The organism is Streptomyces hygroscopicus subsp. hygroscopicus (genome assembly GCF_030269125.1).
GTDB classification, from domain to species: Bacteria; Actinomycetota; Actinomycetes; order Streptomycetales; family Streptomycetaceae; genus Streptomyces; species Streptomyces hygroscopicus_C.
Genome location: NZ_BSSM01000018.1, coordinates 55,998 through 78,866 on the forward strand (window position 1 = coordinate 55,998; position 22,869 = coordinate 78,866).

22 protein-coding genes are annotated in these 22,869 nt (G+C 71.3%); 7 read left to right on the forward strand and 15 right to left on the reverse strand.

Annotated elements, in window-relative coordinates; translation table 11 throughout:
- Positions 1-47: 47 nt before the first annotated feature.
- Positions 48-800 (reverse strand): MBL fold metallo-hydrolase, encoded by a 753-nt coding sequence (locus QSK45_RS31620; RefSeq protein ID WP_285562324.1) that lies wholly within the window; start codon positions 798-800, stop codon positions 48-50.
- 248 nt (positions 801-1,048) lie between these two features.
- Here QSK45_RS31620 and QSK45_RS31625 point away from each other — a divergent pair, with 248 nt between their 5' ends.
- Positions 1,049-1,513 carry a type II toxin-antitoxin system PemK/MazF family toxin gene (locus QSK45_RS31625; RefSeq protein WP_285562325.1) on the forward strand — a complete coding sequence of 155 codons (465 nt, stop codon included), beginning with the start codon at positions 1,049-1,051 and terminating at the stop codon, positions 1,511-1,513.
- A gap of 68 nt (positions 1,514-1,581) precedes the next feature.
- Here QSK45_RS31625 and QSK45_RS31630 read toward each other — a convergent pair whose 3' ends face one another.
- The 8 genes from QSK45_RS31630 to clpS all read right to left on the reverse strand — a co-directional run bounded on the left by QSK45_RS31630 (position 1,582) and on the right by clpS (position 9,237).
- Positions 1,582-2,019, reverse strand: coding sequence for a hypothetical protein (locus QSK45_RS31630; RefSeq protein ID WP_285562326.1), 438 nt, complete (start codon positions 2,017-2,019; stop codon positions 1,582-1,584).
- Between the two features lie 169 nt (positions 2,020-2,188).
- A complete protein-coding gene (locus tag QSK45_RS31635; protein ID WP_285562327.1) occupies positions 2,189-4,270 on the reverse strand; it encodes a putative Ig domain-containing protein in 2,082 nt (693 codons plus the stop codon).
- Positions 4,271-4,537: 267 nt separating this feature from the next.
- Complete coding sequence (locus QSK45_RS31640) at positions 4,538-5,488, reverse strand: PLP-dependent cysteine synthase family protein (RefSeq protein WP_285562328.1); 951 nt, start codon at positions 5,486-5,488, stop codon at positions 4,538-4,540.
- 16 nt (positions 5,489-5,504) lie between these two features.
- Positions 5,505-5,783 carry a MoaD/ThiS family protein gene (locus QSK45_RS31645; protein ID WP_285562329.1) on the reverse strand — a complete coding sequence of 93 codons (279 nt, stop codon included), beginning with the start codon at positions 5,781-5,783 and terminating at the stop codon, positions 5,505-5,507.
- 186 nt (positions 5,784-5,969) lie between these two features.
- Positions 5,970-6,392, reverse strand: coding sequence for a M67 family metallopeptidase (locus QSK45_RS31650; protein WP_285562330.1), 423 nt, complete (start codon positions 6,390-6,392; stop codon positions 5,970-5,972).
- 146 nt (positions 6,393-6,538) lie between these two features.
- Positions 6,539-7,972 (reverse strand): amino acid permease, encoded by a 1,434-nt coding sequence (locus tag QSK45_RS31655; protein ID WP_285562331.1) that lies wholly within the window; start codon positions 7,970-7,972, stop codon positions 6,539-6,541.
- 328 nt (positions 7,973-8,300) lie between these two features.
- Complete coding sequence (locus QSK45_RS31660) at positions 8,301-8,906, reverse strand: DUF2017 domain-containing protein (protein WP_285562332.1); 606 nt, start codon at positions 8,904-8,906, stop codon at positions 8,301-8,303.
- Positions 8,907-8,919: 13 nt separating this feature from the next.
- Positions 8,920-9,237: an ATP-dependent Clp protease adapter ClpS gene (clpS, locus tag QSK45_RS31665; protein WP_285562333.1), complete on the reverse strand. Its 318-nt coding sequence runs from the start codon at positions 9,235-9,237 to the stop codon at positions 8,920-8,922.
- Between the two features lie 137 nt (positions 9,238-9,374).
- Between clpS and QSK45_RS31670 the strand changes: the two genes are divergently transcribed.
- Positions 9,375-10,721 carry a nicotinate phosphoribosyltransferase gene (locus QSK45_RS31670; RefSeq protein ID WP_285562334.1) on the forward strand — a complete coding sequence of 449 codons (1,347 nt, stop codon included), beginning with the start codon at positions 9,375-9,377 and terminating at the stop codon, positions 10,719-10,721.
- Between the two features lie 87 nt (positions 10,722-10,808).
- Positions 10,809-11,402: an isochorismatase family protein gene (locus tag QSK45_RS31675; protein ID WP_285562335.1), complete on the forward strand. Its 594-nt coding sequence runs from the start codon at positions 10,809-10,811 to the stop codon at positions 11,400-11,402.
- Positions 11,403-11,406: 4 nt separating this feature from the next.
- Here the strand turns inward: QSK45_RS31675 and QSK45_RS31680 are convergent, their stop codons facing one another.
- Together QSK45_RS31680 and QSK45_RS31685 are read right to left on the reverse strand one after the other, a co-directional pair.
- Positions 11,407-11,727 carry a hypothetical protein gene (locus tag QSK45_RS31680; protein WP_285562336.1) on the reverse strand — a complete coding sequence of 107 codons (321 nt, stop codon included), beginning with the start codon at positions 11,725-11,727 and terminating at the stop codon, positions 11,407-11,409.
- A gap of 122 nt (positions 11,728-11,849) precedes the next feature.
- Positions 11,850-14,207: an immune inhibitor A domain-containing protein gene (locus tag QSK45_RS31685; protein WP_285562337.1), complete on the reverse strand. Its 2,358-nt coding sequence runs from the start codon at positions 14,205-14,207 to the stop codon at positions 11,850-11,852.
- A gap of 318 nt (positions 14,208-14,525) precedes the next feature.
- Between QSK45_RS31685 and QSK45_RS31690 the strand changes: the two genes are divergently transcribed.
- The gene (locus tag QSK45_RS31690; protein ID WP_285562338.1) at positions 14,526-14,765 is read left to right on the forward strand and encodes a hypothetical protein; all 240 of its coding nucleotides are present in this window, start codon (positions 14,526-14,528) and stop codon (positions 14,763-14,765) included.
- Positions 14,766-14,793: 28 nt separating this feature from the next.
- Here the strand turns inward: QSK45_RS31690 and QSK45_RS31695 are convergent, their stop codons facing one another.
- Together QSK45_RS31695 and QSK45_RS31700 are read right to left on the reverse strand one after the other, a co-directional pair.
- Positions 14,794-15,546 carry an RDD family protein gene (locus QSK45_RS31695; RefSeq protein WP_285562339.1) on the reverse strand — a complete coding sequence of 251 codons (753 nt, stop codon included), beginning with the start codon at positions 15,544-15,546 and terminating at the stop codon, positions 14,794-14,796.
- A gap of 85 nt (positions 15,547-15,631) precedes the next feature.
- Positions 15,632-17,179: an RDD family protein gene (locus QSK45_RS31700; protein WP_285562340.1), complete on the reverse strand. Its 1,548-nt coding sequence runs from the start codon at positions 17,177-17,179 to the stop codon at positions 15,632-15,634.
- 234 nt (positions 17,180-17,413) lie between these two features.
- On the opposite strand from QSK45_RS31700, the gene QSK45_RS31705 reads away from it, so the two are divergent.
- A complete protein-coding gene (locus QSK45_RS31705; protein ID WP_285562341.1) occupies positions 17,414-17,827 on the forward strand; it encodes an SsgA family sporulation/cell division regulator in 414 nt (137 codons plus the stop codon).
- Positions 17,828-17,850: 23 nt separating this feature from the next.
- Here QSK45_RS31705 and QSK45_RS31710 read toward each other — a convergent pair whose 3' ends face one another.
- Entirely contained in the window at positions 17,851-19,266 is a 1,416-nt protein-coding gene (locus QSK45_RS31710) for an FAD-binding oxidoreductase (protein WP_285562342.1), read from the reverse strand.
- A gap of 92 nt (positions 19,267-19,358) precedes the next feature.
- Between QSK45_RS31710 and QSK45_RS31715 the strand changes: the two genes are divergently transcribed.
- A complete protein-coding gene (locus QSK45_RS31715) occupies positions 19,359-20,849 on the forward strand; it encodes a tetratricopeptide repeat protein (RefSeq protein WP_285562343.1) in 1,491 nt (496 codons plus the stop codon).
- 96 nt (positions 20,850-20,945) lie between these two features.
- On the opposite strand, the gene hppD is transcribed toward QSK45_RS31715, so the two are convergent.
- Complete coding sequence (gene hppD, locus QSK45_RS31720; RefSeq protein ID WP_285562344.1) at positions 20,946-22,094, reverse strand: 4-hydroxyphenylpyruvate dioxygenase; 1,149 nt, start codon at positions 22,092-22,094, stop codon at positions 20,946-20,948.
- A 122-nt stretch (positions 22,095-22,216) separates the two neighbouring features.
- Between hppD and QSK45_RS31725 the strand changes: the two genes are divergently transcribed.
- The gene (locus QSK45_RS31725) at positions 22,217-22,684 is read left to right on the forward strand and encodes an Lrp/AsnC family transcriptional regulator (RefSeq protein ID WP_285562345.1); all 468 of its coding nucleotides are present in this window, start codon (positions 22,217-22,219) and stop codon (positions 22,682-22,684) included.
- The last annotated feature ends 185 nt before the right edge of the window (positions 22,685-22,869 follow it).

The window sequence follows — 22,869 nt, forward strand, 5'->3', positions numbered from 1 at the left end:
CTCGATGGTTCCGGGGCCTTCGTCCGCGTTTCGGGCCGTGCCGGGCCTCAGATCTGGTACACCGCGCCCCGCGCCGCCAGCTCCACCGGCCCCCGGAACGCCTCGCGGGCGTCGCGGAGGTTGACCTGGGGGTCGGTCCAGGGGGCGATGTGGGTGAGGACCAGGCGGCGGACGGCGGCGCGGGTGGCGGTTTCGCCGGCTTCGCGGCCGTTGAGGTGGAGGTCGGGGATGTCCTCCTTGCCGTGCGTGAACGCGGCCTCGCACAGGAAGAGATCGGCGTCCCGGGCCAGCTCGTCCAGCGCGGGGGTGACGCCCGTGTCCCCGGAGTACACGAGGGACCTGCCCCCGTGCTCCAGCCGGATGCCGTACGCCTCCACGGGGTGGCGGACCCGGTCGGTGTGCACCGTGAAGGGGCCGATCTCGAACGTGGCCGGCTTGACGGTGCGGAAGTCGAAGACCTCGCTCATCGAGGAGGCGGAGGGGGTGTCGCCGTGCGCCGTGGTCAGACGGTGCTCGGTGCGCTCGGGGCCGTAGACCGGCAGGGCCTCGCAGCGGCCGCCGTCGTGGCGGTAGTAGCGGGCGACGAAATACCCGAGCATGTCGATGCAGTGATCGGCGTGCAGGTGGCTGAGGAAGATCGCGTCGAGGTCGTAGAGACCGCAGTGGCGCTGCAGCTCGCCCAGGGCGCCGTTGCCCATGTCGAGAAGCAGCCGGAAGCCGTCGGCCTCGACGAGGTAGCTCGAGCAGGCCGATTCCGCGGACGGGAACGACCCCGAGCAGCCGACGACGGTGAGCTTCATGAAGCAGAAACCTCCGTAGGCGAAGACGGGTGAGCGGAGGGTCCTCGAAGGGGTGAGGAACCTCGGGAAAGGGCTGACGGGGGTCGTGCGGTCTGTCGAGCCTACGGCGCCTTCGGGTGGGTCGCTCCTCTGCCAGGGGCCGTTGTGGGCGAACTCACCCGTGCTGTCACCGGTTCGGCTGGCCCTTGGGGCGCATGGGATCCGCGCAAGGGCGCGCGCCCCGCGCCGCGCGCCGGTAACGTCGTCGTATGGACACGTCCTGGTGGCTGGCGCTCGCGGCGGTGGTGCTGCTCGCCCTGGTCGCCACGGTCATCGACGGCTGGGGGCGCGGCCGTCGGCCGGGCGGGCGGCGGCTGCGGCCACCGGGCCGGGCGAGCACCCGAGGGGCGCGGGCGGGCGGCGGGCGCCCGTCGCCGGGGGACATCTGGTGGGCGAACGTGTCCTGGGAGGACCGTGCCGAGACGAAGGACCGGCCCTGTCTGGTGCTGGCCGTGCGGGGCGACCGGGCCACGGTCGCGAAGATCACCACGAAGTACCACGACGAGCGCGCCGGGGTGATCCCGTTGCCGCCCGGCGCGGTCGGTGACGCGCGGGGCCGCCCGAGCTTCCTGCGGACCGACGAGCTGCGCGAGGTGCCGGTGGGCGACCTCCGCCGCCGGGTGGGGGTGGTCGACCCGGTCCTGTGGGACCAGGTGCGCCACCTCGCCCGATAGCTCGGACAACCGCCCGGCTCCCGGCAGTTGAGACGTTCGCACCGGTTCCGACGGCTTTGCCGGTTCCGTCAGTTCTTCACGGTCACGGTGACCGTCCACTCCTGGATGCCCTTGCAGGACATCTGCCCGGGAGCGGTGGCGCACAGGGGGCGGGAGGACGTGAGCCTGCCGGTGCCGGCGGCCTTCGCGTGGTAGGCGGCCTCGGCGTCGCCCGGCCGGATGACGAAGCCGGAGTTGATCGCCTCGAGCGCGCCACCGGTGGCGGTGACCGGCTTCCAGGGGCGGTCCTTCGCGCCGCCGAGGCTGATCCGTACCTCTCCGCCCTTGGCCACGCAGACGGTGCGGCCGCTGTCGGCGGCCGTCAGCCGCACCTGGTTCATGCACACCGGGGCCTGGCCGCCGGGGGCCGAGGAGACCTTCTGGCTCCCGGTGGAGCTGGTGTGGGTGCCGCAGCCCGCGAGGAGCAGGGGGGTGGCCACGAGAGCGAGGAGTGTCGTACGGCGCATGGGGGGACCGCCTTTCCGCGGGGCCGCCGGTTGGCCCGCCTGGTACGGATGGGACGTTCCGCGGCCGCGAACGGATCCCGCCGACCGGCGGGGAGCCGGCCGACGAACGGATCCCGCACGCGGCGGCTGCCGCGTGCGGGATCGCTGGTGGTGCGGGTGGTGCGGGTGATCAGCTGGTCGTCAGGGCGGTGTCGTCCACGACGAAGCTGGTCTGGAGCGAGGAGTCCTCGACACCGTTGAACTTCAGGGTGACCGTCTGGCCCGCCAGCGAGGACAGGTCGAAGGTCTTCAGGGCGTAGCCCGAGTTGGCGTTCAGGTTCGAGTACGACGCCAGGGTGGTCGAACCGGCGGTGACCGTCAGCTTGTCGTACGCCGAGGTGGTGGTGGTCTCGGCCGTGTCGACGTGCAGGTAGAAGGTCAGGGTCGCCTTGCAGCCCGCGGGGATCGTCACCGACTGGGACACCGTGTCGGTGTGCGAGGTGCCGTAGCCGTCCATCCAGGCGTAGTACGAGCCACCGTGGGCCGTCTCACCGGTGCCGTTGGTGATGACGCCGCTGGACGCGGTCCAGCCGGTGTTGCCCGACTCGAAGCCCGGGTTGGCCAGCAGCTGCGACGAGGAGCAGCCGCCACCGCTGGTGCCCACGGTCCAGGTGAAGGAGGTCGAGCCGGTGGCACCGGTGGAGTCCTTGGCGGTGACCGTGACCTGGTAGGTGCCCGCGGTGGACGCGGTGCCTGAGATCACGCCGGTGGAGCTGTTGATCGACAGGCCGGTCGGCAGGCCGGAGGCGCTGTAGGTCAGGGCCGCGCCCGCGCTGTCCGAGGCGCTGATCGAGAGGCTGACGGAGCCGCCGGTCGTGGTCGACTGGTTGCCCGGGTTGGTGACGGACACGGTGTTGCCACCGGTGCTGCCGCCCGAGGTGAACGCGGCGGTGCCGTTCGGGGTGCCCCAGCCGGTGGGGCCGTCGTAGCCGGTCGTCGCGGTGCAGAAGTACGACGTGGTGCAGGAGCCGTTGGAGCCGCTCGTGACGTCGTTCAGGTTGCCGGTGTGGCTGTAGGGGTACTTCGCCGGGTAGTCGCTGGAGCCCGGGGTACCCGCGAGCGCGTAGACACCGGCGATGATCGGCGAGGAGGCGCTGGTGCCGCCGTAGACCGCCCAGCCGCTGCCGCCGTAGGTGTCGTAGACCGCGACACCGGTGGCCGGGTCGGCGACCGCGGAGACGTCCGACTCCATGCGCTTGGAGCAGCCGGTGTCGGTCTGCCAGCTCGGCTTCGGGTCGTACGCCGAGCAGCCGGAGCCGGTGCCCTCGGTGGAGCTGGTGTTCCACACCGACTCGCTCCAGCCACGGGAGTTGGAGGAGGTGGTGAGGGCAGTACCGCCGACGGCGGTCACGTACTGGGAGGTCGCCGGGTACTCGGCACCGTAGCCGGAGTCACCGGCGGAGACGGTGATCGCGACGCCCGGGTGCTTGAAGTACTGCGAGTCCTCGGTGGTCTGCGTGGACGCCTCGGAGCCGCCCCAGCTGTTGGAGACGAACTTGGCGCCGAGCGCGACGGCCTCGTTCTCGGCGATGCCGAGATCGGTGTCGTTCGCGGAGTTGGCCTCGACGAGGATGATGTTGCAGTTCGGGCAGACCGCGCTGACCATGTCGATGTCGAGCGCCTCTTCACCGGCCCAGCCGGTGTCGTTGGTCGGCAGCGAGGTGGTGGAGCCGGTCTGGCTGACCTGCTTGAAGCAGCCGTTGGCCTTGGTGCAGGAGGACAGGCCGAACTGCGAGCGGTACGTCGCGAGGTCCGACTCGGCGTTGGGGTCGTTGTAGGCGTCGACCACCGCGACCGTCATGCCCGAACCGCCCGTGGTGGGCAGGTTGTAGGCGCTGTGCAGGTTGGCCGGGGAGAGGCCGGAGGGCGTGGCGGCGGCGAGCGCCGAGGCCAGCTTCTGCTTGATGTCGGTACGGCGCTGGGCGAAGCAGCTCGCGTGGCCCGGCGTGTGGTCCGCGGCGCACAGGTGGGTCGTGGGGACCTTCTGCCCGGCCTTGCCGGTCGAGTGGAAGGTCTGCCGCTCGGGGGCGGTCAGCGCCCGGTTGTTCGTGGTGACCTTGCCGGTCGCCGGGTGGGCCGTGACGGCGGGCTGGGCCGCGCCGGCCGTCGGAGCGGCGGCGAACCCGGCGACGGTCAGGGAGAGGGCGGGGAAGGCGACGGCCAGAAGCCTTCGCACGCTTCGGGTTCGCCCGCTCGGGCGTGACTCACGCATGGGGTACTGCCTCCATCGGGAAGTGGGGTTTCTCGCACTGGTGGGCAGGCCCGTGACGCGCGTAGCGGCGACCACGCAGTCATGAGCATGACACTTCGACGGCCCTGTACGCCGCTGGACGTGACATGACAGGGCTCACGGGGAACCTAGCCCCGCACCCGCTTCACCCGGCAGTGCCCGAAGGAATTCTTTGCTCGGCCATAGGAACGGCTTAGCCCCCTCGTGAGAGGGGGCTGGCGAGCGCTTGGAACGGGGCTCGGTCGGGAACTAGGCCCAGAGCTGGCCCTGGAGCGTGTCGATGGCCGCCTCCGTGGTGGGAGCCGTGTAGACGCCCGTGGAGAGGTACTTCCAGCCGCCGTCGGCCACGATGAAGGCGATGTCGGCGGGTTCACCCGCCTTGACGGCCTTCTTGCCGACGCCGATCGCGGCGTGGAGGGCGGCACCGGTGGAGATGCCCGCGAAGATGCCCTCCTGCTGGAGGAGTTCACGGGTGCGGGTGACCGCGTCCGCGGAGCCCACCGAGAAGCGGGTGGTGAGGACGGAGGCGTCGTACAGCTCGGGGACGAAGCCCTCGTCCAGGTTGCGCAGGCCGTAGACCAGGTCGTCGTAGCGCGGCTCGGCGGCCACGATCCTGACGTCCGGCTTGTGCTCGCGGAGGTAGCGGCCGACGCCCATCAGGGTGCCGGTGGTGCCGAGGCCCGCGACGAAGTGGGTGATCGAGGGCAGGTCCGCGAGGATCTCCGGGCCGGTGGTGGCGTAGTGCGCGCCCGCGTTGTCCGGGTTGCCGTACTGGTAGAGCATCACCCAGTCGGGGTGCTCGGCCGACAGCTCCTTGGCGACGCGCACCGCGGTGTTGGAGCCGCCCGCGGCCGGCGAGGAGATGATCTCCGCGCCCCACATGCCGAGCAGGTCCCGGCGCTCCTGCGAGGTGTTCTCCGGCATCACGCACACCATCCGGTAGCCCTTGAGCTTGGCCGCCATGGCGAGGGAGATGCCGGTGTTGCCGGAGGTGGGCTCCAGGATGGTGCAGCCCGGGGTGAGCCGGCCGTCCTTCTCCGCCTGCTCGATCATGTGCAGCGCGGGCCGGTCCTTGACCGAACCGGTGGGGTTGCGGTCCTCCAGCTTGGCCCAGATGCGGACCTCGGGGGAGGGCGACAGCCGCGGCAGGCGCACCAGAGGGGTGTTGCCCACCGCGGCCAGGGGGGAGTCGTAGCGCATGCTGCTCAGCGACCGATCAGCGCATGCCGCCGGCGACGGCCGGCAGGATCGTGACGTTGTCGCCGTCGGACAGCTTGGTGTTGATGCCGTCCAGGAAGCGGACGTCCTCGTCGTTCAGGTAGACGTTGACGAAGCGGCGCAGCTGGTCGCCGTCCACGATGCGGGCCTGGATGCCCGCGTGCCGGCTCTCCAGGTCGGCGAACAGCTCGGCGAGGGTGTTCCCGCTGCCCTCCACGGCCTTCTGACCGTCGGTGTACGTGCGGAGGATGGTCGGGATGCGGACCTCGATGGCCATGGTTGCGGGCTCCTGTCGGAAGGGGTCTTCGGGGCTGCGGGCTCGGTACGTCAGCCGAGGGGCGCACCGCCTCAGAGGCCGAGGGCGCGCACCACAGTCGTAACCATGGGCTCATCGTATCGATTCCCGGTCCGCGGACCGGAAGGTGATCCCATCTGGCGGACGAATCCGGGCCGGATGCTGAGATCAGTAGGTTTCGACGACCCGTACCTCCTCCTCGGTGACCTCTCCGTCCACGATCCGGAAGGAACGGAACTGGAAGTCGCCGAGGCCGTCGGTGTCCGCCGTGGAGACCAGGACGTAGTGCGCGCCCGGCTCGTTGGCGTAGGAGATGTCGGTGCGCGACGGGTAGGCCTCGGTCGCGGTGTGCGAGTGGTAGATGACCACCGGCTCCTCGTCGCGGTCGTCCAGCTCGCGGTAGAGCTTGAGCAGATCGCCCGAGTCGAACTCGTAGAAGGTCGGCGACATGGCCGCGTTCAGCATCGCGATGAACCGCTCGGGGCGGTCCGAACCGGCCGGACCCGCGACGACGCCGCACGCCTCGTCGGGGTGGTCCTTGCGGGCGTGGTCGACGATCTGGTCGTACAGGGCCTGGGTGATGGTCAGCATGGTCGCCAGGATAAGCACAGGGCCGCCTCGTACCGAGGGGTGGTACGAGGCGGCCCGCATGCTGGACGTCCTGAGCGGCGGCCGCCGGGGGCGCCACGAGTGCTCCCGACGGCCGGACGTCCCGGGAGGGATGGCTCGCGGCGGCGTCAGCGCTTGGCGAAGGCCGCGGCCTCCGGGTTGCGGCGCCTGAGCACCGCGTAGGAGACGCCGAGGATCAGACCCCACAGCGGCGCGCAGTACAGCGAGACCCGGGCGTCCTTGTCGATGCCCATCAGCACGATCACCATGCCGATGAACAGCAGGGCGAGGACGCTGGCGTACGGGGCGCCGGGGGCCCGGAACTCCGAGCGGGGCAGGTCGCCGCGGTCGGACGCCCTGCGGTAGCGGATGTGGCAGACCAGGATGACGATCCACGCCCACATGCCGGAGATGGTCGCGAAGGAGACCACGTAGTCGAACGCCTTGCCCGGCCACTGGTAGTTGATCCAGACACCGACGAGCATCAGCGCGGCGGAGAACGTGGTGCCGACGAGCGGGGTACCGCTGGGCGTCAGCTTGGTGAACAGCTTGGGGCCCTGGCTGTTGAGCGCCAGGTCGCGCAGCATGCGGCCGGTGGAGTACATGCCGGAGTTGCAGGACGACAGCGCGGCCGTCAGGACCACGAAGTTGACGATGCCGGCGCCGACCGACAGCCCCATCTTCTGGAAGGCGGCCACGAAGGGGCTCACCCCGGCGTGGAACTCGGTCCACGGCACCACCGAAAGGATCATGATCAGCGCGCCGACGTAGAAGACGGCGATCCGCCACGGCACGGTGTTGATCGCCTTGGGCAGCACCTTCCTGGGGTCCTTGGACTCGCCCGCGGTCACCCCGACCAGCTCGACGGCGAGGAAGGCGAACATGACCATCTGGAGCGTCATCAGGGTGCCGCCGACGCCGTGCGGGAAGAAGCCGCCCTCGTTCCACAGGTGGCCGACCGAGGCGGTCTTGCCGGCGTCGGAGAAGCCGATCGTCAGGATGCCCGCGCAGATCAGGATCATGCCGATGATCGCGGTCACCTTGACCATGGAGAACCAGAACTCCAGCTCACCGAAGAGCTTCACCGAGATCAGGTTCGCGGCGTAGAGCACGATCGTGAAGATCAGCGCCGACGCCCATTGGGGGATGTCGAACCAGTACGTCATGTACGCGGCCGCGGCGGTGACCTCGGTGATGCCGGTGACCACCCAGAACAGCCAGTACGTCCAGCCGGTGACGAAGCCCGCGAAGGGGCCGATGAACTCGCGCGCGTACTCCGAGAACGAGCCGGAGACCGGGCGGTACATCAGCAGTTCGCCGAGCGCGCGCATGATGAAGAAGATGACGAGGCCCGCGATGGCGTAGGCCAGGATCAGGCTGGGGCCCGCCTTGGAGATGCCCTTGCCCGCGCCGAGGAACAGACCGGTGCCGATGGCACCGCCGATGGCGATCATCTGGATCTGGCGGGAGCCGAGCCCGCGCTGATAACCCTCGCCCTCGCCGCCCTCCGCCGGCCGCGTCTCCGCGCCGTCGGAACGCTGGTCGACCTGCGCTGAGGTCATGGTGGTGCGCCTTTCTCCATTCCGGCCCCAGCCTTTCGTCGGCCGCGGACCGGGTCTCGAATCCCCCCGGATTGATGGAGTCGGTGCCTGGCCGACGGTCGTCGGCTCGGTGGCGCACCCGGCGGAACATGGGTGGTGTTCGCCGGGCGGTCGTGAAGATTTATCACGACCGCAATATTGATCGCGGAAAGGGATTGTGGCGCGCTTCACAGGGAAAAGCGGACAAAGAGCGAGTGAGTGCGGCAAACCCGGCCGCAGTGGTGACGGGATCGTTATCCGGATTTGAGCGTCCGCTGAGCGAACACCACACGCGCCGGAATCACGGGAATCACGGCATAAGGGTCGACACCAGGGTCTCCTGGAGGCCGCCCAGCCACAGGTAGGCCATCACCATCGGCTTGCGCGGGTCCTCGTCCGGGAGCCCGTAGAGCAGCTCGGTGTCCTCGTCGTGGGTGATCTCCAGGCGGGAGCCGATCGCGAGCCGCAGGTCGTTGAGCGCGCCGAGCCAGCGCCGGGACTCCTCCGGGGACAGCGTCAGCACGGCGCCGCCGGCGTCCACCGGGGCGAGGGCGTCGAGGCTGCGGATCACCGCGAGCGCGTTCTCCCGCTTTCCGGCCCTGAGGTCGTTCTCCGTGAAGCGGCGGAACTCGGCGGAGTGGGCGCGCCGCTCCTCGGCCTGGGCGGGTGAGTCCGGGGCCTTCTCCGGGTCGCTGTACGCGTCCGGGAACAGCCGGCGCAGCACCGGGTCGGCGGGTGGCTCGCTCGGCCCCTCGGCGAACAGCTCCGCGAGCGGGTCGCCGGGGGCGTCGCCGCCGGGGCCCGGCCCGATCAGCTCCAGGAGCTGGACGGCGAGCGAGCGGATGATGGAGATCTCGACGTCGTCGAGCGCGACGGCCGCGCCGCCGCCGGGGAGCGGTTCGAATTGTCCGGGCATGTAAGTCGGTTCGCTACTTCCGGTCCTGCTGGAGGGTGGCCCACAGACCGTAGCCGTGCATCGCCTGCACGTCGCGTTCCATCTCCTCGCGGGTCCCGCTGGAGACGATCGCCCGGCCCTTGTGGTGGACGTCGAGCATGAGCTTGGTGGCCTTGTCCTTGGAGTAGCCGAAGTACGTCTGGAAGACGTACGTCACGTAACTCATGAGGTTGACCGGGTCGTTATGCACGATCGTGACCCAGGGGACGTCGGGTTCGGGTACGGCGAAGACCTCCTCCGCCGACTCGGTGCGTTCGATCTCTACGGGCGCGGGTGACGTCACAGTGCCCATGCTGCCACGCACCCCGGAAATCGTCACACTGACGAATAGGGGGTACCATCCTCGCCATGCTGCATACACCGGGGGACAACCCCCGGACCCCCGGCCACCCCGGGGACTCGCGGAGAGCAATAGCTAGGAGAGCTGTCGTGGATGTAGCGGACCTTGGGCTGCCGGTGGATGTTCCCTCGACGGCGCTCTTCACGGACCAGTACGAGCTGACCATGCTGCAGGCCGCGCTGAAGGCCGGTACGGCCGAGCGCCGCAGCGTGTTCGAGGTCTTCACCCGGCGGCTGCCCGACGGGCGGCGCTACGGCGTGGTCGCGGGCACCGGACGCGTCCTGGACGCGGTGGAGAACTTCCGCTTCGACGAGAACCTCCTCCGCTTCCTGCGCGAGCAGCGGATCGTCGACGAGGAGACCCTCACGTGGCTCGCCGGCTACCGCTTCACCGGGGACATCTGGGGCTACCCCGAGGGCGAGGTGTACTTCCCCGGCTCCCCGATCCTGCGCGTGGAGGGCAGCTTCGCCGAGTGCGTGCTGCTGGAGACGGTGATCCTCTCCATCCTCAACCACGACTCGGCCATCGCGGCCGCCGCCTCCCGGATGGCCTCCGCCGCCGGCGACCGCCCCCTGATCGAGATGGGCGCCCGCCGTACGCACGAGCTGGCGGCCGTCGCCGCCGCCCGCGCCGCCTACGTCGGCGGCTTCGCCACCACCTCCGACCTCGCGGCCGGCTTCCGCTACGGCATCCCGACCGTCGGGACGTCCGCGCACGCCTTCACCCTGCTGCACGACCACGAGCGGGACGCCTTCCAGGCCCAGGTGGACACCCTCGGCCCCGGCACCACGCTGCTGGTGGACACGTACGACGTCACCGAGGCGGTCCGTACCGCGGTGGAGGTGGCCGGGCCGGAGCTGGGCGCGGTGCGCATCGACTCCGGCGACCTGCTCCTGGTCGCGCACCGGGTGCGGCAGCAGCTGGACGAGCTGGGCGCGACCCGCACCAAGATCGTGGTCACCTCCGACCTGGACGAGTACGCCATCGCCTCGCTGGCCGCCGCGCCGGTGGACGCCTACGGCGTCGGCACCCAGCTGGTCACCGGTTCCGGGCATCCGACCGCGTCCATGGTCTACAAGCTGGTCGCGCGCGCGGAGACCGCCGACCCGGGGGCGCCGCTGGTGCCGGTGGCGAAGAAGTCCAGCGGAGGCAAGGTGTCCGTGGGCGGCCGCAAGTGGGCGGCGCGGCGGGTGGACGCGGACGGGGTGGCCGAGGCGGAGGTCGTGGGCACCGGTCCGGTGCCGGCGGAGCTGGCGGACCGACAGCTGCTGGTGCGGCTGGTCGACGGCGGCCGGGTGGTGGCCCGCGAGCCGCTGGACGTGCCCCGGGACCGGCACATCGCCGCTCGGGCGAACCTCCCCCTCTCCGCGACGCAGCTCTCGCGGGGGGAACCGGTGCTTCCGACGGAGTACGTCCACGAGCGCTCGGGTAGCTAGAGCGGAACCGTCGTCCGCCGCCCCCTCCCCTCCGGGCCGTCGAGTCTCTAGGCTCGATACTTCACCACCAGTCGAAGGACAACCACCATGCGCCGCGCCTTGATCGTCGTCGATGTGCAGAACGACTTCTGCGAGGGGGGCAGCCTCGCGGTGGCCGGGGGCGCGGACGTCGCCGCCGCGATCACCGAGCTGGTCGGGCAGGCGGCGGGGACCGGGTACCGCCACGTGGTGGCCACCCGTGACTGCCACATCGCGCCGGGCGGCCACTTCGCGGACGACCCGGACTACGTCCGCTCCTGGCCGGCGCACTGCGTCGCCGGCACGGAGGGCGTGGGCTTCCACCCGAACTTCGCCCCCGCGGTCGCCTCCGGCGCCATCGACGCCGTCTTCGACAAGGGCGCCTACTCCGCCGCCTACAGCGGCTTCGAGGGCACCGACGAGAACGGCACCCCGCTGGCCGACTGGCTGCGCGCCCGCGCCGTCGACGAGGTCGACGTGGTGGGCATCGCCACCGACCACTGCGTCCGCGCCACGGCCCTGGACGCCGCGCGGGAGGGCTTTCGCACCCAGGTCCTGCTGGACCTGACGGCGGGCGTCTCGGCGCAGACGACGGAACGGGCCCTGGAGGAGCTGCGGGCGGCGGGCGTGGAACTCGCCGGCAAGCCCGTGGTGAGCGGCTGAACCTCTACTGAACCACCGCTGACCTGCGAAGAAGCGCTCGGATCGGGTGCCATAGCTCCGGGGGCACGACCCCGTTGCCCGTGGGCGCCGTGCGCCATATGAGCCCGTCCGGGTGGTGCAGCACCGCCGTGATCTCGTCCGGCGTCGGAGGTGCGGTGTTGCCGCGCAGGTAGATCGCGCGAAAGCCCAGGTTGCGCAGCCGGGTCAGCGCGCGGGCGCGGTTGCCGGCGTGCACCAGGACCCGCACGCCGGCGGAGTCGTACGGCAGGTTCAGCGCGACGACGACCGTGCCGTTCGGCAGTTTGCAGAAGCCTCCAGCGGCCATGCGGTCACATCCCCGTTCCGGTCGGTGTCAATAAGCGAGTCACAGGACGCACCTAAACACGATCGGCGGCGACCCGCCAAGGGGTTGCCGCCGATACGCGTCTGACCTGCGAAGATGCGAAGTTACTTCACCGCGGGTCCGACCTTGAGGGAGATCGTCGAGCCGTTCTCGGCCTCCTTGACGATCGCGATCTTGGTGTTGGTGTCAGTTACCTTCACGCCGCCGGACGGGTTCGCCGGGTCGTAGTAGGTGCTGGCGTGGTCGTTGAAGACCGGGACGCCACGCGACGGCTCGATCGTCGTCGCGACGTCCTTCTTGTGCAGGGTGATGCCGTCCGTGGTGTACAGGCTGAACGGGGAGTCGTACGCCTGCATCCGGTTGCGCATCAGCGTGCCGTCGGACCAGCGCAGCGCGGTCGGGTGGGAGTCGATCGGCAGGATCTGGCCGACGCCCGGGTGGTCGTGGACGTTGGTGTTGTTGTCGACCTGGGAGGTGTCCCACTTCCAGATCAACAGGCCGTTCTGGTACGGGTAGTGCTCCACCCAGTCGGGCCGCGCCGCCGAACCGAAGTTGTACGGGCCGGTCTTGAGCGTGGTGTCGTACGACACGTACTGCCGGTTCTCGGCGATGTAGTACTGCGGGTAGTCCTTGGTGAAGGAGGCCCCGATGCGGGTGAAGCCGCTGGAGGTCCAGGCGTCGTCCGCCGACTCGGCGTCGTCCGCGAAGACCGGCGTGCCGTCGGCCGTCACGGTGATCTCGTCGGCGGTGAAGCCGTTCTCCGCGACGCCGCCGTCCGTGAGGTAGCGGAAGCGCAGCTGGATCTTCTGGCCGGCGTAGGCGTCCAGGGAGTACGACAGCTTCTTGTTGGTCTCGGAGAAGCCGGTCAGCGCGGGCTTGTCGCTGGCGTCACGCGGGATGGCCTGGCCGTCCGCGGTGCCGTCCAGCGCGGTCCAGTTGGCGCCGCCGTCGGTGGACACCTCGGTGTAGAGGTAGTCGTAGTTGTCCTCGATGGCCCACCAGCCGTCCAGGCTCAGCGTGGCCGAGGACTTGCCGGTGAGGTCGACGGACCGGGTCAGCGTGTTCTTCAGGTCGTTGCCGCTGCCGCTCCACCACTGGGTGGCGCCCTGCGCCGGCTCGGTGACGGTGGTGGTGACCGCCTTGTCGGGCAGGCTGACCACCAGGGCCTGCTTGTGCCTGGTGTTGTACTCGGCGACGCCCAGCTTGTGCGAGGACGCGGTGCCGGCCTTGGCGGTGTCGTAGTTCAGCCAGCCCAGCTGGAGCTTGTCCCAGGCGTTCATGTCGCCGGGCAGGTCGCCGATGGCCTCCTTGCCCGTGCCCAGCCACGAGCCGGAGGACATGAGGGTCCAGAAGCCGGTGGAGTTGTCGCCGCCGTCGGTGTCGTACTCGTCCGGCAGGCCGAGGTCGTGACCGTACTCGTGGGCGAAGACGCCGAGGCCGCCGTTCTCCGGCTGGATGGTGTAGTCGCCGACCCAGACACCGGTGTCGCCGATCTGCGCGCCGCCGAGCTTGTTGGCGTCGGGGCCGGTGGCGCCGGCGTCGGTGCCGAAGGCGTACCAGCGGTGGGCCCAGATCGCGTCCGTACCCTGGACGCCGCCGCCCGCCGACTCGTCCTCACCGGCGTGCACCAGCTGGAAGTGGTCGACGTAGCCGTCGGGCTCGTTGAAGTCGCCGTCGCCGTCGTAGTCGTAGCGGTCCCACTGGTCGTACTTGGCCAGGTCCGTCTTGATGTCGGCGTCCGACTTGCCGGCGGCCTTCTGCTGGGCGACCCAGGCGTTCAGGCCGTCGCTGACCACGTTCCACACGCTGGTGCAGTTGGTGGAGCCACAGGCGTCGTTGCCGTAACGGGCCTCGTTGTACGGGACCTTGACCCAGTCGGAGACCTCGCCGTCCACCGAGTAGCGGCCCGAGGACTGCTTCTCGTAGTACTTCTTCAGCGACTCCGTGTTCTTGCCGGTGCCGAAGTAGAGGTCCTGGAAGTGCTTCTGGTCGTAGTCCTGCTGCCAGGCGGTGGAGTTGTCCTTGGCGCGGTCCGGCGCGGCGATCTCGTTGTGCAGCGGCCCGGGGGTGCCGCCGTACTTGGGGTCGGTCTTGTCGCCGAACTCCACCAGGATCGTGAAGATCTTGTCGGTCTTCTCGCGGCTCAGCTCGACGTACTTGCTCTTGCCCTTGCCGCTCTTGAGCTTGACGACCTGGGAGCCGTCGCGCTCCTGCGGGCTCGCCTCGCCCGCGATGATCTGGTTGAGGGCCTCTTCGCGCTGGGCCTTGCGGGTCTTGCTCAGCGGGCCGTCGAGGTCGTGCGACTGCTGCGCCACCGGGGCCGGGTCGTGCCGGTTCACGGCTCCGGCCGCGCCCTGCCGGGTGCTCGCCTCGGCGACGGCGAAGGTGGCGAACGTGGCGGAGGCCGCCGCGAGCGTCACACCGACCGCGGCCGCTCTGAACGTCCAGGATCTGCTGGTCACTTGAGTTCCTCCCCCGCGCCCCGCGCGCGGACAGGGGGTTCCCGTGTTCGGAGGTCCGTGCGCGCATGACAAGCGCGTGTTCAAGTGACGTAATTTGACTAGAGGTTTAGGAGAAAAGACAGATCTTGACTCGGCAAGGTGTGGTGGACTATGCGGAGTTGACGCGCGCTTTAGACAGGCCGTGCTTCCTGTGCGCCCCCGCATGCACCGGCGGCGTGGGTGAGGTCACGCTTACCTGCGGGTCCGCTCGGGCATGCAGGCGAGGAGAGAGTCGAACGGCACCCCCGATACCCGAAGACCTCCGAGGACACGATTGCCATGCCTCGTCCGACCGTCGCCCAGCTCGCCTACGGCGCGAGCACCGTGATCTTCTCGACCGTCGCCATGCTGCTGCTCTCCCAGACGAGTTCGGGACTCGGGATCACCGTCATCGCGCTCGCGGCACTCGCGCTCGGGCTGCTGGTCGCGATGACGGTGCCGGCGCCGGGGTCCCGCGGCGCACAGCGCGAGGCCGCCGAGACGGCCCCGGAGGGGGAGCGCGTCCCGACGGCCCTGTGACGCCGTCCGGCCGGTACGGCCGTCGCGGTCAGCGCGACCGTTCGGCGTCGGTGCTGACCACGACCGTCTTGGCCGCCTTGTCGTGCAGGCCCTGCTTGTAGGGCTTGTCGAAGAAGCTCCAGCCGCCGCAGATCACGGTCCAGACGCAGGCGCAGCAGAAGGCGAACGGCAGCCACAGCACGAGGGCGCGGACGAGCGAGGTCCGCGCGCCGGGCGTGGCGCCGTCGGACAGGTTGGCCACCCGCATGTGCAGCCACTTCTTGCCGAGGGTCTGACCGGTCTTGTGGATGAGGAACGTGTCGTAGGCGATGTAGAGCACGGCGGCGACGACGGACTGGGCGAACGAGCGGCCCGCATCGATGTTGTTGCCGTTCACGTCGTACTCGCGGACGTTGAACGCCCACGTCAGCAGCCATACGACGATGCCGACCAGGATCATGTCGATGATGCGCGCGAGGGTCCGCTTGGCGCTGTCGGCGAGCGGGGGCATGCCGGCGAGGGGGTCGGCGGGGTAGCCGCCGGCACCGTGGGGGCCGCCGCCGTAGGAGCCGCCGCCGGGCGGGGGCTGGCCACCGCCGTAGGGGCCGCCGCCGGGCGGGGGCTGCCGGCCTCCGTGAGGGGGTGGTTCCTGGCCCCCGCCGTAGGGCGGGGGCTGCCTGTCCTCGCCGGGGGGCGGGGAGTCGTACGGTGAGCCCTGCCCCTGGTTCGGCGGGGGCGGCTTCCTGAACGGGTCGTCCTCGGGTGGCTGCTCTCCGGAGCCGGGGGGCGGTGCGCTGCTCATGGCCCGAGTGGATCGCGAACGCCCCGGCTCCGCATCCGGCGGACGGCCGTACGGGGTACCCGGTGGCCCCGGCCGGCTCCCCGGTTCAGCCCGCCACGAAGGTGTGGGCCGCCTTGTCGTGCCAGCACTGGTGCCAGGGCCGGTCGAACAGGCACCACAGCACGCCCACGATCCCGATGCCGAGCAGCCCCGGGACGCAGTACACCAGCCAGCGGCGCAGCGCCGGGGCGAAGGCCGGGGGCTCGTGCCCCTCGATGTCCCGTACCTCGATGCCGCACAGCTTCTTGCCGAGGGTGCGGCCCCACTTGACGGTGGGCAGGACCTCGTAGAGGACGCCGAGGACGAGCAGGACGGCGAGGACGATGCCGAGGCTGGTGCCGGTGGTGCCGTCGAGCAGCCAGACGGTGACCTCGTGCCCGGACTGCTCGGCCGCGTCGACCTTCCGCTGGATGTGGTCGAGGGCCCGGGTGCCGAGGGGTACGGCCGCCGCGGCGGTCACGGCGCCCACGACGACGGTGTCGATCAGCCGGGCCGCCAGCCGCCTGCCGAGACCGGCGGGGCGGGCGGCGGCCTGCCTGCGCGCCGCCGCCTGGAACGGGTCCTCCACCGGCGGCTTCCACGGCGCCACCGGCCGCTCCTCCGCGCCGCCCCCGGCCAGTCGGTGCACCTGCTGTGCCCAGGACCCCTGCCCGGGGCCGCCCTGCTGCGGAACCTGCGGGCTCGCCGGTGCGGGCCGCGGGTTCCGCGGCGTCTGCACGGCGCCGAAGCCGGGCTGCGGGGAGGGGGTGGCGGGCGCGGCGGACGCGGGAGGCGTCGCGGGGGTCGGCGCGGCGACCGGGCCCTGGGTGCCGAAGCCGGGCACGTCGGTCCGCTTCGGCGGCACCGGACGCATCGTCATCGTGCCGTCGTCCGTACGACCGGTGACCGGCCGCCGGAAGACGAAGGTGCCGGGATCGGGCACGTCGCTCTCGGCCGGCGGGATCGTCGCGGTGCCGTCGGTCCCCGCCGAACTCCCGTCGGGCCGGCCCGGTTTCCCCTCCGCGAGCCGGGGGTCAGCGCCCCACGGCGCACCGCTCTGCGGGGGCACGGATGCCTGCCGGGGGTCGGCGCCCTGCCCCGGCCGGCCCCACTCCCCCGCACCCGCCGGCCCGGACATGCCCGCCCCACCGGCCGGCCGATCGGAGACACCCGCCCGGCCCGCCTGCCGGCCGGGTACGCCCGCGCCCCCTTGCTGACCGGGGAGACCCGCGCCCGCCTGCCGACCGGGAACATCCGCGCCGCTCCCGTGGCCGGGGAGGCCCGTGGGACCCGAGGCGCCCGCCCCGTCCGCCGCGGGCCACTGCCCGGCCACCCCCGAACTCCCCACGCCCGGCCCGGGGTTGCCCGTGACCGCCGGACCGGAGGCCGAGGGGGCGCCGGGTTCCTCGTCGAAGAAGTGCGGGCCGGTCTCCTCCACGACCGGGGTGACGCCGGGTGGCGGGGCGAGCGGTTCGCCGTCCTTCGGCGCCGGGCGGCTGGTGCCGGGCACCCAGGCGGCGCCGTTCCAGTACCGGACGTAGCCGGGGATGGACGGGTCCGGGTAGTAGCCCTCGCGGGGCCGTTCGTCACCGGGGGCCGGGGTTGGGGCGCTCATGTCCGTCGTCCCGTATCTGCTCGTGGGTGGGATGGGCCTCCCACATCTATCAGACGCGGGCACGCGCCACCGCCAGTCCCGCAGGACCCACTCCATCCGGGCAACGCCGTGCCCGCTCCCCCGGCCGGGCCGAAAAAAATATCTCCGAACCCGCGTAATGCCCGCGCCACCGCCCCCTCTCCCCTGGTACGGGCCCGCACCGAGCGGTCCCCGGCCGGAAAGGAAACCCAGGTCATGCAGTACACCGTGGTGGAGCGGGAACTCGAACTCAGGCTGGTCCTGTCGCCCGAGCGGAGCATCCCGGTGCCGGCCCGGCTCGCCTACCGCTCCGACGACCCGTACGCCGTCCACATCGTCTTCCACATCAACTCCGAGTTCCCGGTGCACTGGACGTTCGCCCGGGACCTGCTGGTGGAGGGGGTGTTCCGGCCGTGCGGGCACGGGGACGTGCGGGTGTGGCCGACGAAGACGGACGGGCGCAGCGTCGTCCTGATGGCGCTGAGTTCACCCGACGGGGACGCGCTCCTGGAGGCGCCGACCCCGCAGGTGTCGGCCTGGCTGGAGCGGACACTGCGGGCGGTCCCCCCGGGCACCGAGGGCGGGCAGCTGGGCATCGACGACGCCCTCGACCAGCTGCTCGCCCGGTGAGCCCGGCCGGCCCGACGACGGCCTCAGAAGAGCTTGCCCGGGTTGAGGATGCCGAGCGGATCGAAGACCTGCTTCACCGCACGCTGCATCTCCAGCCCGACGGGCCCGATCTCCCGTGCCAGCCACTCCTTCTTCAGCACCCCGACGCCGTGTTCGCCGGTGATCGTGCCGCCCAGTTCGAGGCCGAGGGCCATGATCTCGTCGAAGGACTCGCGGGCCCGCCGGGACTCGTCCTCGTCCTGGGCGTCGAAGCAGACGGTGGGGTGGGTGTTGCCGTCGCCCGCGTGGGCGCAGACGCCGATCGTCAGGCCGTACTTGGCGGCGATCCGGTCGATGCCCTCCAGCATGGCGCCGAGCCTGGAGCGGGGTACGCACACGTCGTCGATCATCGTCGTGCCCTTGACCGCCTCCAGCGCGGTCAGCGAGAGCCGCCGGGCCTTGAGGAGCATCTCGGACTCGGCCGCGTCCTCGGCCGGGACGACCTCCGTGGCTCCGGCCGCCTCGCACAGGGCGCCGAGGGCGGCGAGGTCGGCGGCGGGGTCCGGGGTGTCGAAGGCGGCGAGCAGCAGTGCCTCGGTGGTCTCCGGCAGACCCATGCGGGCCATGTCGTTGACCGCCTTGACGGTCGTACGGTCCATCAGTTCGAGCAGGGAGGGCAGATGGCCGCGCTCCATGATCCGGCAGATGGCGTCGCAGGCCGTCGCGGCGGAGGGGAACTCGGCGGCCAGGACCAGTTGCCCGGGTGGCTTGGGCTTCAGGCCGAGGACCGCGCGCACGACGATGCCGAGGGAGCCCTCGGAACCGACGAACAGCCGCGTGAGGTCGTAGCCCGCGACGCCCTTGGCGGTGCGCCGGCCGGTGGACATGAGGCGGCCGTCGGCGAGGACGACGTCCAGTCCGAGGACGTACTCGGCGGTCACGCCGTACTTCACACAGCACAGGCCGCCGGAGCCGGTGCCGATGTTGCCGCCGATGGTGCACATCTCCCAGCTGGAGGGGTCCGGCGGGTAGTACAGGCCGTGTTCCTCGACGGCCCGGGAGAGGGCCGCGTTGATCACGCCCGGTTCGACCACGGCGACCCGGTCGACGGCGTTGATCTCCAGGATCCGGTCCATCTTGGTGAGGGACAGCACGATGCAGCCGTCCGAGGCGTTGGCCGCGCCGGACAGGCCGCTGCGGGCGCCCTGGGGGACGACGGGGACGCGCAGTTCGGTGGCGGTGCGCATGACGTGCTGCACCTGTTCCACGGTGCGCGGCAGGACCACGACGGCGGGGGCCCCGGCCGGGCAGAAGCTCGCCATGTCGTTGGCGTAGGCGGCCGTGACGTCGGGGTCGGTCAGCACGGCCTCGGGGGGCAGGCCGGCCAGGAGCCGGTCGGTGAGGCTGCCGGTTGCTGCGATGGCTCCATCGCGAGGTGCTTCGATACGGCTCATGATCACAGGTTCGCACTCACGGCCATCGGTGTGAACCCCGTCAGCCTCTCGCCACGCCCGGCGCGATCTTCTTGTCGTATTGACGCACAGTGAGCGCCATGGACAACCGAGTGAGCGAGCCGGGTACGTCCCCCGGGGGCGGGCCGTCCGCGCCGCGCCGGAACCGGCGGCTGCTGCGGCGGGTACTGGTCACCGCGCTGAGCGGCGGTGTGGTCGCGGGCGCGGTCCTCGCCGTGTGGCCGGGGCTCCGGACCGGCGCGGCGAGTGCGCCCGCGCCGGGGCCGCGGGCGCACGGGGTGCAGCTGGGCGCCCCGGCGCGGGCGGCGCAGGCGCTGACCGCCGTGACCTCAGGGATGCCGGCCGCGCTGCCCGCCCTGACGGCACTGATCGGACAGCAGGAGCAGCGGGTGCGGGCCCAGCCGCAGGACGCGCGGGCGTGGGCGGTGCTGGGGACGGCGTACGTCGAACGGGGGCGCGCCACGGCGGCGGCGGCGGACTTCCCGCGGGCCGAGCGAGCGCTGGACGCCTCGCTCCAGGTGCTGGACGAGGAGAAGAACCTCCAGGCGCTGGACGGCATGACCGCGCTGTCGCTGGCCCGCCGGGACTTCCCCGAGGCGAAACGTTACGCCGAGCAGGCTCAGGAGCTGGCGCCGAAGCGGTGGTCGTCGTACGCCCGGCTGATCGACGCCTACACCGGGCTCGGCGACCACGACGCGGTCGGCACGTCGCTGGAGCAGCTGATGGCGCTGAAGCCGGACGCGGCCGAGCGGCCCGCCGTGATGGCCCAGGCCGCGGCGGTCTACCGGGACCGGGGCTGGCGCGAGGACGCGGTGGCCCAGCTGACCGACGCGGCCGCCGCCGCCCGCACCCCCGCCGAGCAGGCCGCCTATCTGACCCGGCTGGGGCAGCTGGCCTTCGAGCGCGGGGACTTGCAGGACGCGCTGCGGCACTACGACGCGGCCCTGCGCCGGGACGCCGACCAGCCGGCGGCGCCGGCGGGGCGGGCCCGGGTGCTGGCGGCACTGGGCCGTACGACCGAGGCGGTGACCGCGTACCAGGCGGCCCTCGCCCGCCGGCCGACCCCGCGCGACGCGCTCGACCTGGGCGAGCTGTACGAGTCGCTGGGCATGGCCCCGAAGGCCCGGGAGCAGTACGACCGGGTGCGCGAGCTGGCGCGGCGGGAGACGTCCGGCGGGGTGGACGACGCGCTGGTGCTCGGGCAGTACGAGGCCGACCACGGGGACGCGCAGCAGGCCGTGGAGCGGTTGCAGGAGGAGTACGACCGCCAGCCCGGGACCGAGGTGGCCGACGCGCTCGGCTGGGCGCTGCACCGGGTGGGCCAGGACGACGATGCGCTGGAGTACGCCACGAAGGCCACGGACGGCACGCAGGGCGGCGGGGTGCGCAGCGCGCTGTTCGCCTACCACCGGGGCGCGATCGAGGCGGCGCTGGGGCTGGACGGGCCCGCGCGGCGCAGCCTGGAGGAGGCGTTGCGGATCAGTCCGGCGTTCTCGCCGCTGTGGGCGCGGGAGGCCAGGTCGGCGCTGGCGGCGCTGGGGGACCCGCCGGATGTGCAGGTGCCCGGGTGAGACATCCGTACGGGCGTGCGACGGGGACCGGCCGGTGGGTGCGGCACCGGGCGGTCCCCGCCGTGGCGGCGGCCTCCCGAGGGGGCCGCCGCTTCCTCAGAGGTTGCCGCGCTTGGCCTGCTCGCGCTCGATCGCCTCGAACAGGGCCTTGAAGTTGCCCTTGCCGAAGCCCATCGAGCCGTGCCGCTCGATGAGTTCGAAGAACACGGTCGGGCGGTCCTGGACCGGCTTGGTGAAGATCTGCAGCAGGTAGCCGTCCTCGTCGCGGTCGGCGAGGATCTTCAGCTCGCGCAGGGTCTCCACGGGCACCCGGGTCTCGCCGACCCACTCGCCGAGGGTCTCGTAGTACGAGTCCGGGGTGTTGAGGAACTCGACGCCGGCCGCGCGCATGTCGCGGACGGTCTGCACGATGTCGTTGGTGTTCAGCGCGATGTGCTGGACGCCGGGACCGCCGTAGAACTCCAGGTACTCGTCGATCTGGGACTTCTTCTTGGCGATCGCGGGCTCGTTGAGCGGGAACTTCACCTTGAGGGTGCCGTCCGCGACGACCTTCGACATCAGGGCGCTGTACTCGGTGGCGATGTCGTCGCCCACGAACTCCTTCATGTTCGTGAAGCCCATGACCTTGTTGTAGAACCCGACCCACTCGTTCATCTTGCCGAGTTCGACGTTGCCGACGCAGTGGTCGATCGCCTGGAAGGTGCGGTGAGCGGGCTGCGGCACGATCGGCTGGGCGGCCACGTATCCGGGGAGGTAGGGGCCGTCGTAGCCGGAGCGGTCGACCAGGGTGTGGCGGGTCTCGCCGTAGGTGGCGATGGCGGCGAGGACGACGGTGCCGTGCTCGTCCTTGACCTCGTACGGCTCGTCGATCGAGCGGGCGCCCTGCGCGATGGCGTACTCGTACGCGGCGCGGGCGTCCGGGACCTCGATCGCCAGGTCGATGACACCGTCGCCGTGCTCGGCGACGTGCCGGTCGAGGAAGCGGCCCCAGTCGCTGGACTGCTTGATCACCGAGGTGAAGACGAACCGGGCCGAGCCGTTCTCCAGGACGTAACTGGCGGTCTCACGGCTGCCGTTCTCCGGTCCGGAGTAGGCGACCAGCTTCATGCCGAAGGCGGACGAGTAGTAGTGCGCCGCCTGCTTGGCGTTGCCCACGGCGAAGACGACCGCGTCCATTCCCTTGACCGGGAAGGGGTCGTCCTGCCGGGCGGTCGTGTCGGGAGTGTGCTGTGTGGTCTGCGTCATAGCGGAAGGGTGACCGGGCTCTGCAAGGTGCGCAATAGTTTCCGTATTCACTGGGCAATTTGTCAGGCGAAACGGGCGAGACCTCAGGCTTTCTGTACATCATGACCACCTCGGGAGGGGCCGTGGCGATCGATCATCTGGACGGGCGGATCATCGTGCTGCTGGCACGGGAGCCGCGCGTCGGCGTGCTGGAGATGTCCCGGCGGCTGGGGGTCGCGCGGGGCACGGTGCAGGCCCGGCTCGACCGGCTCCAGTCGAACGGCGTGATCCGCGGGTTCGGCCCCCAGGTGGACCCGGCGGCGCTCGGCTACCCGGTCACGGCGTTCGCCACGCTCCAGATCCGGCAGGGGCAGGGGGCGGACGTACGGGCGTACCTGGCGACGGTGCCGGAGGTGCTGGAACTGCTGACCACGACCGGCAGCGGGGACATGCTGTGCCGGCTCGTGGCGCGCTCGAACGCCGATCTGCAACGGGTGATCGACCGGGTCGTCGGCTTCGAGGGCATCGTGCGGGCGTCGACGGCGATCGTGATGGAGAACCCGGTGCCGCTGCGGATCATCCCGCTGGTGGAGCAGGCCGCGGAGGAGTAGGCGGCGGAGGAGCAGGCGGCCTCGGCCGACGAGCCGGCGCGGCGCGGGAGTCGACGCGACCGAGCGATGCGAAGGAGCCGGGAGGGACGAGTTGATCGGCGGTCACCGGAACCGGGTGACCGACGCGGACGCCCCGGGGGCGCGTCAGGTACGCGTCCGCCCGCGCCTGTTCCCGAACGGCGCGC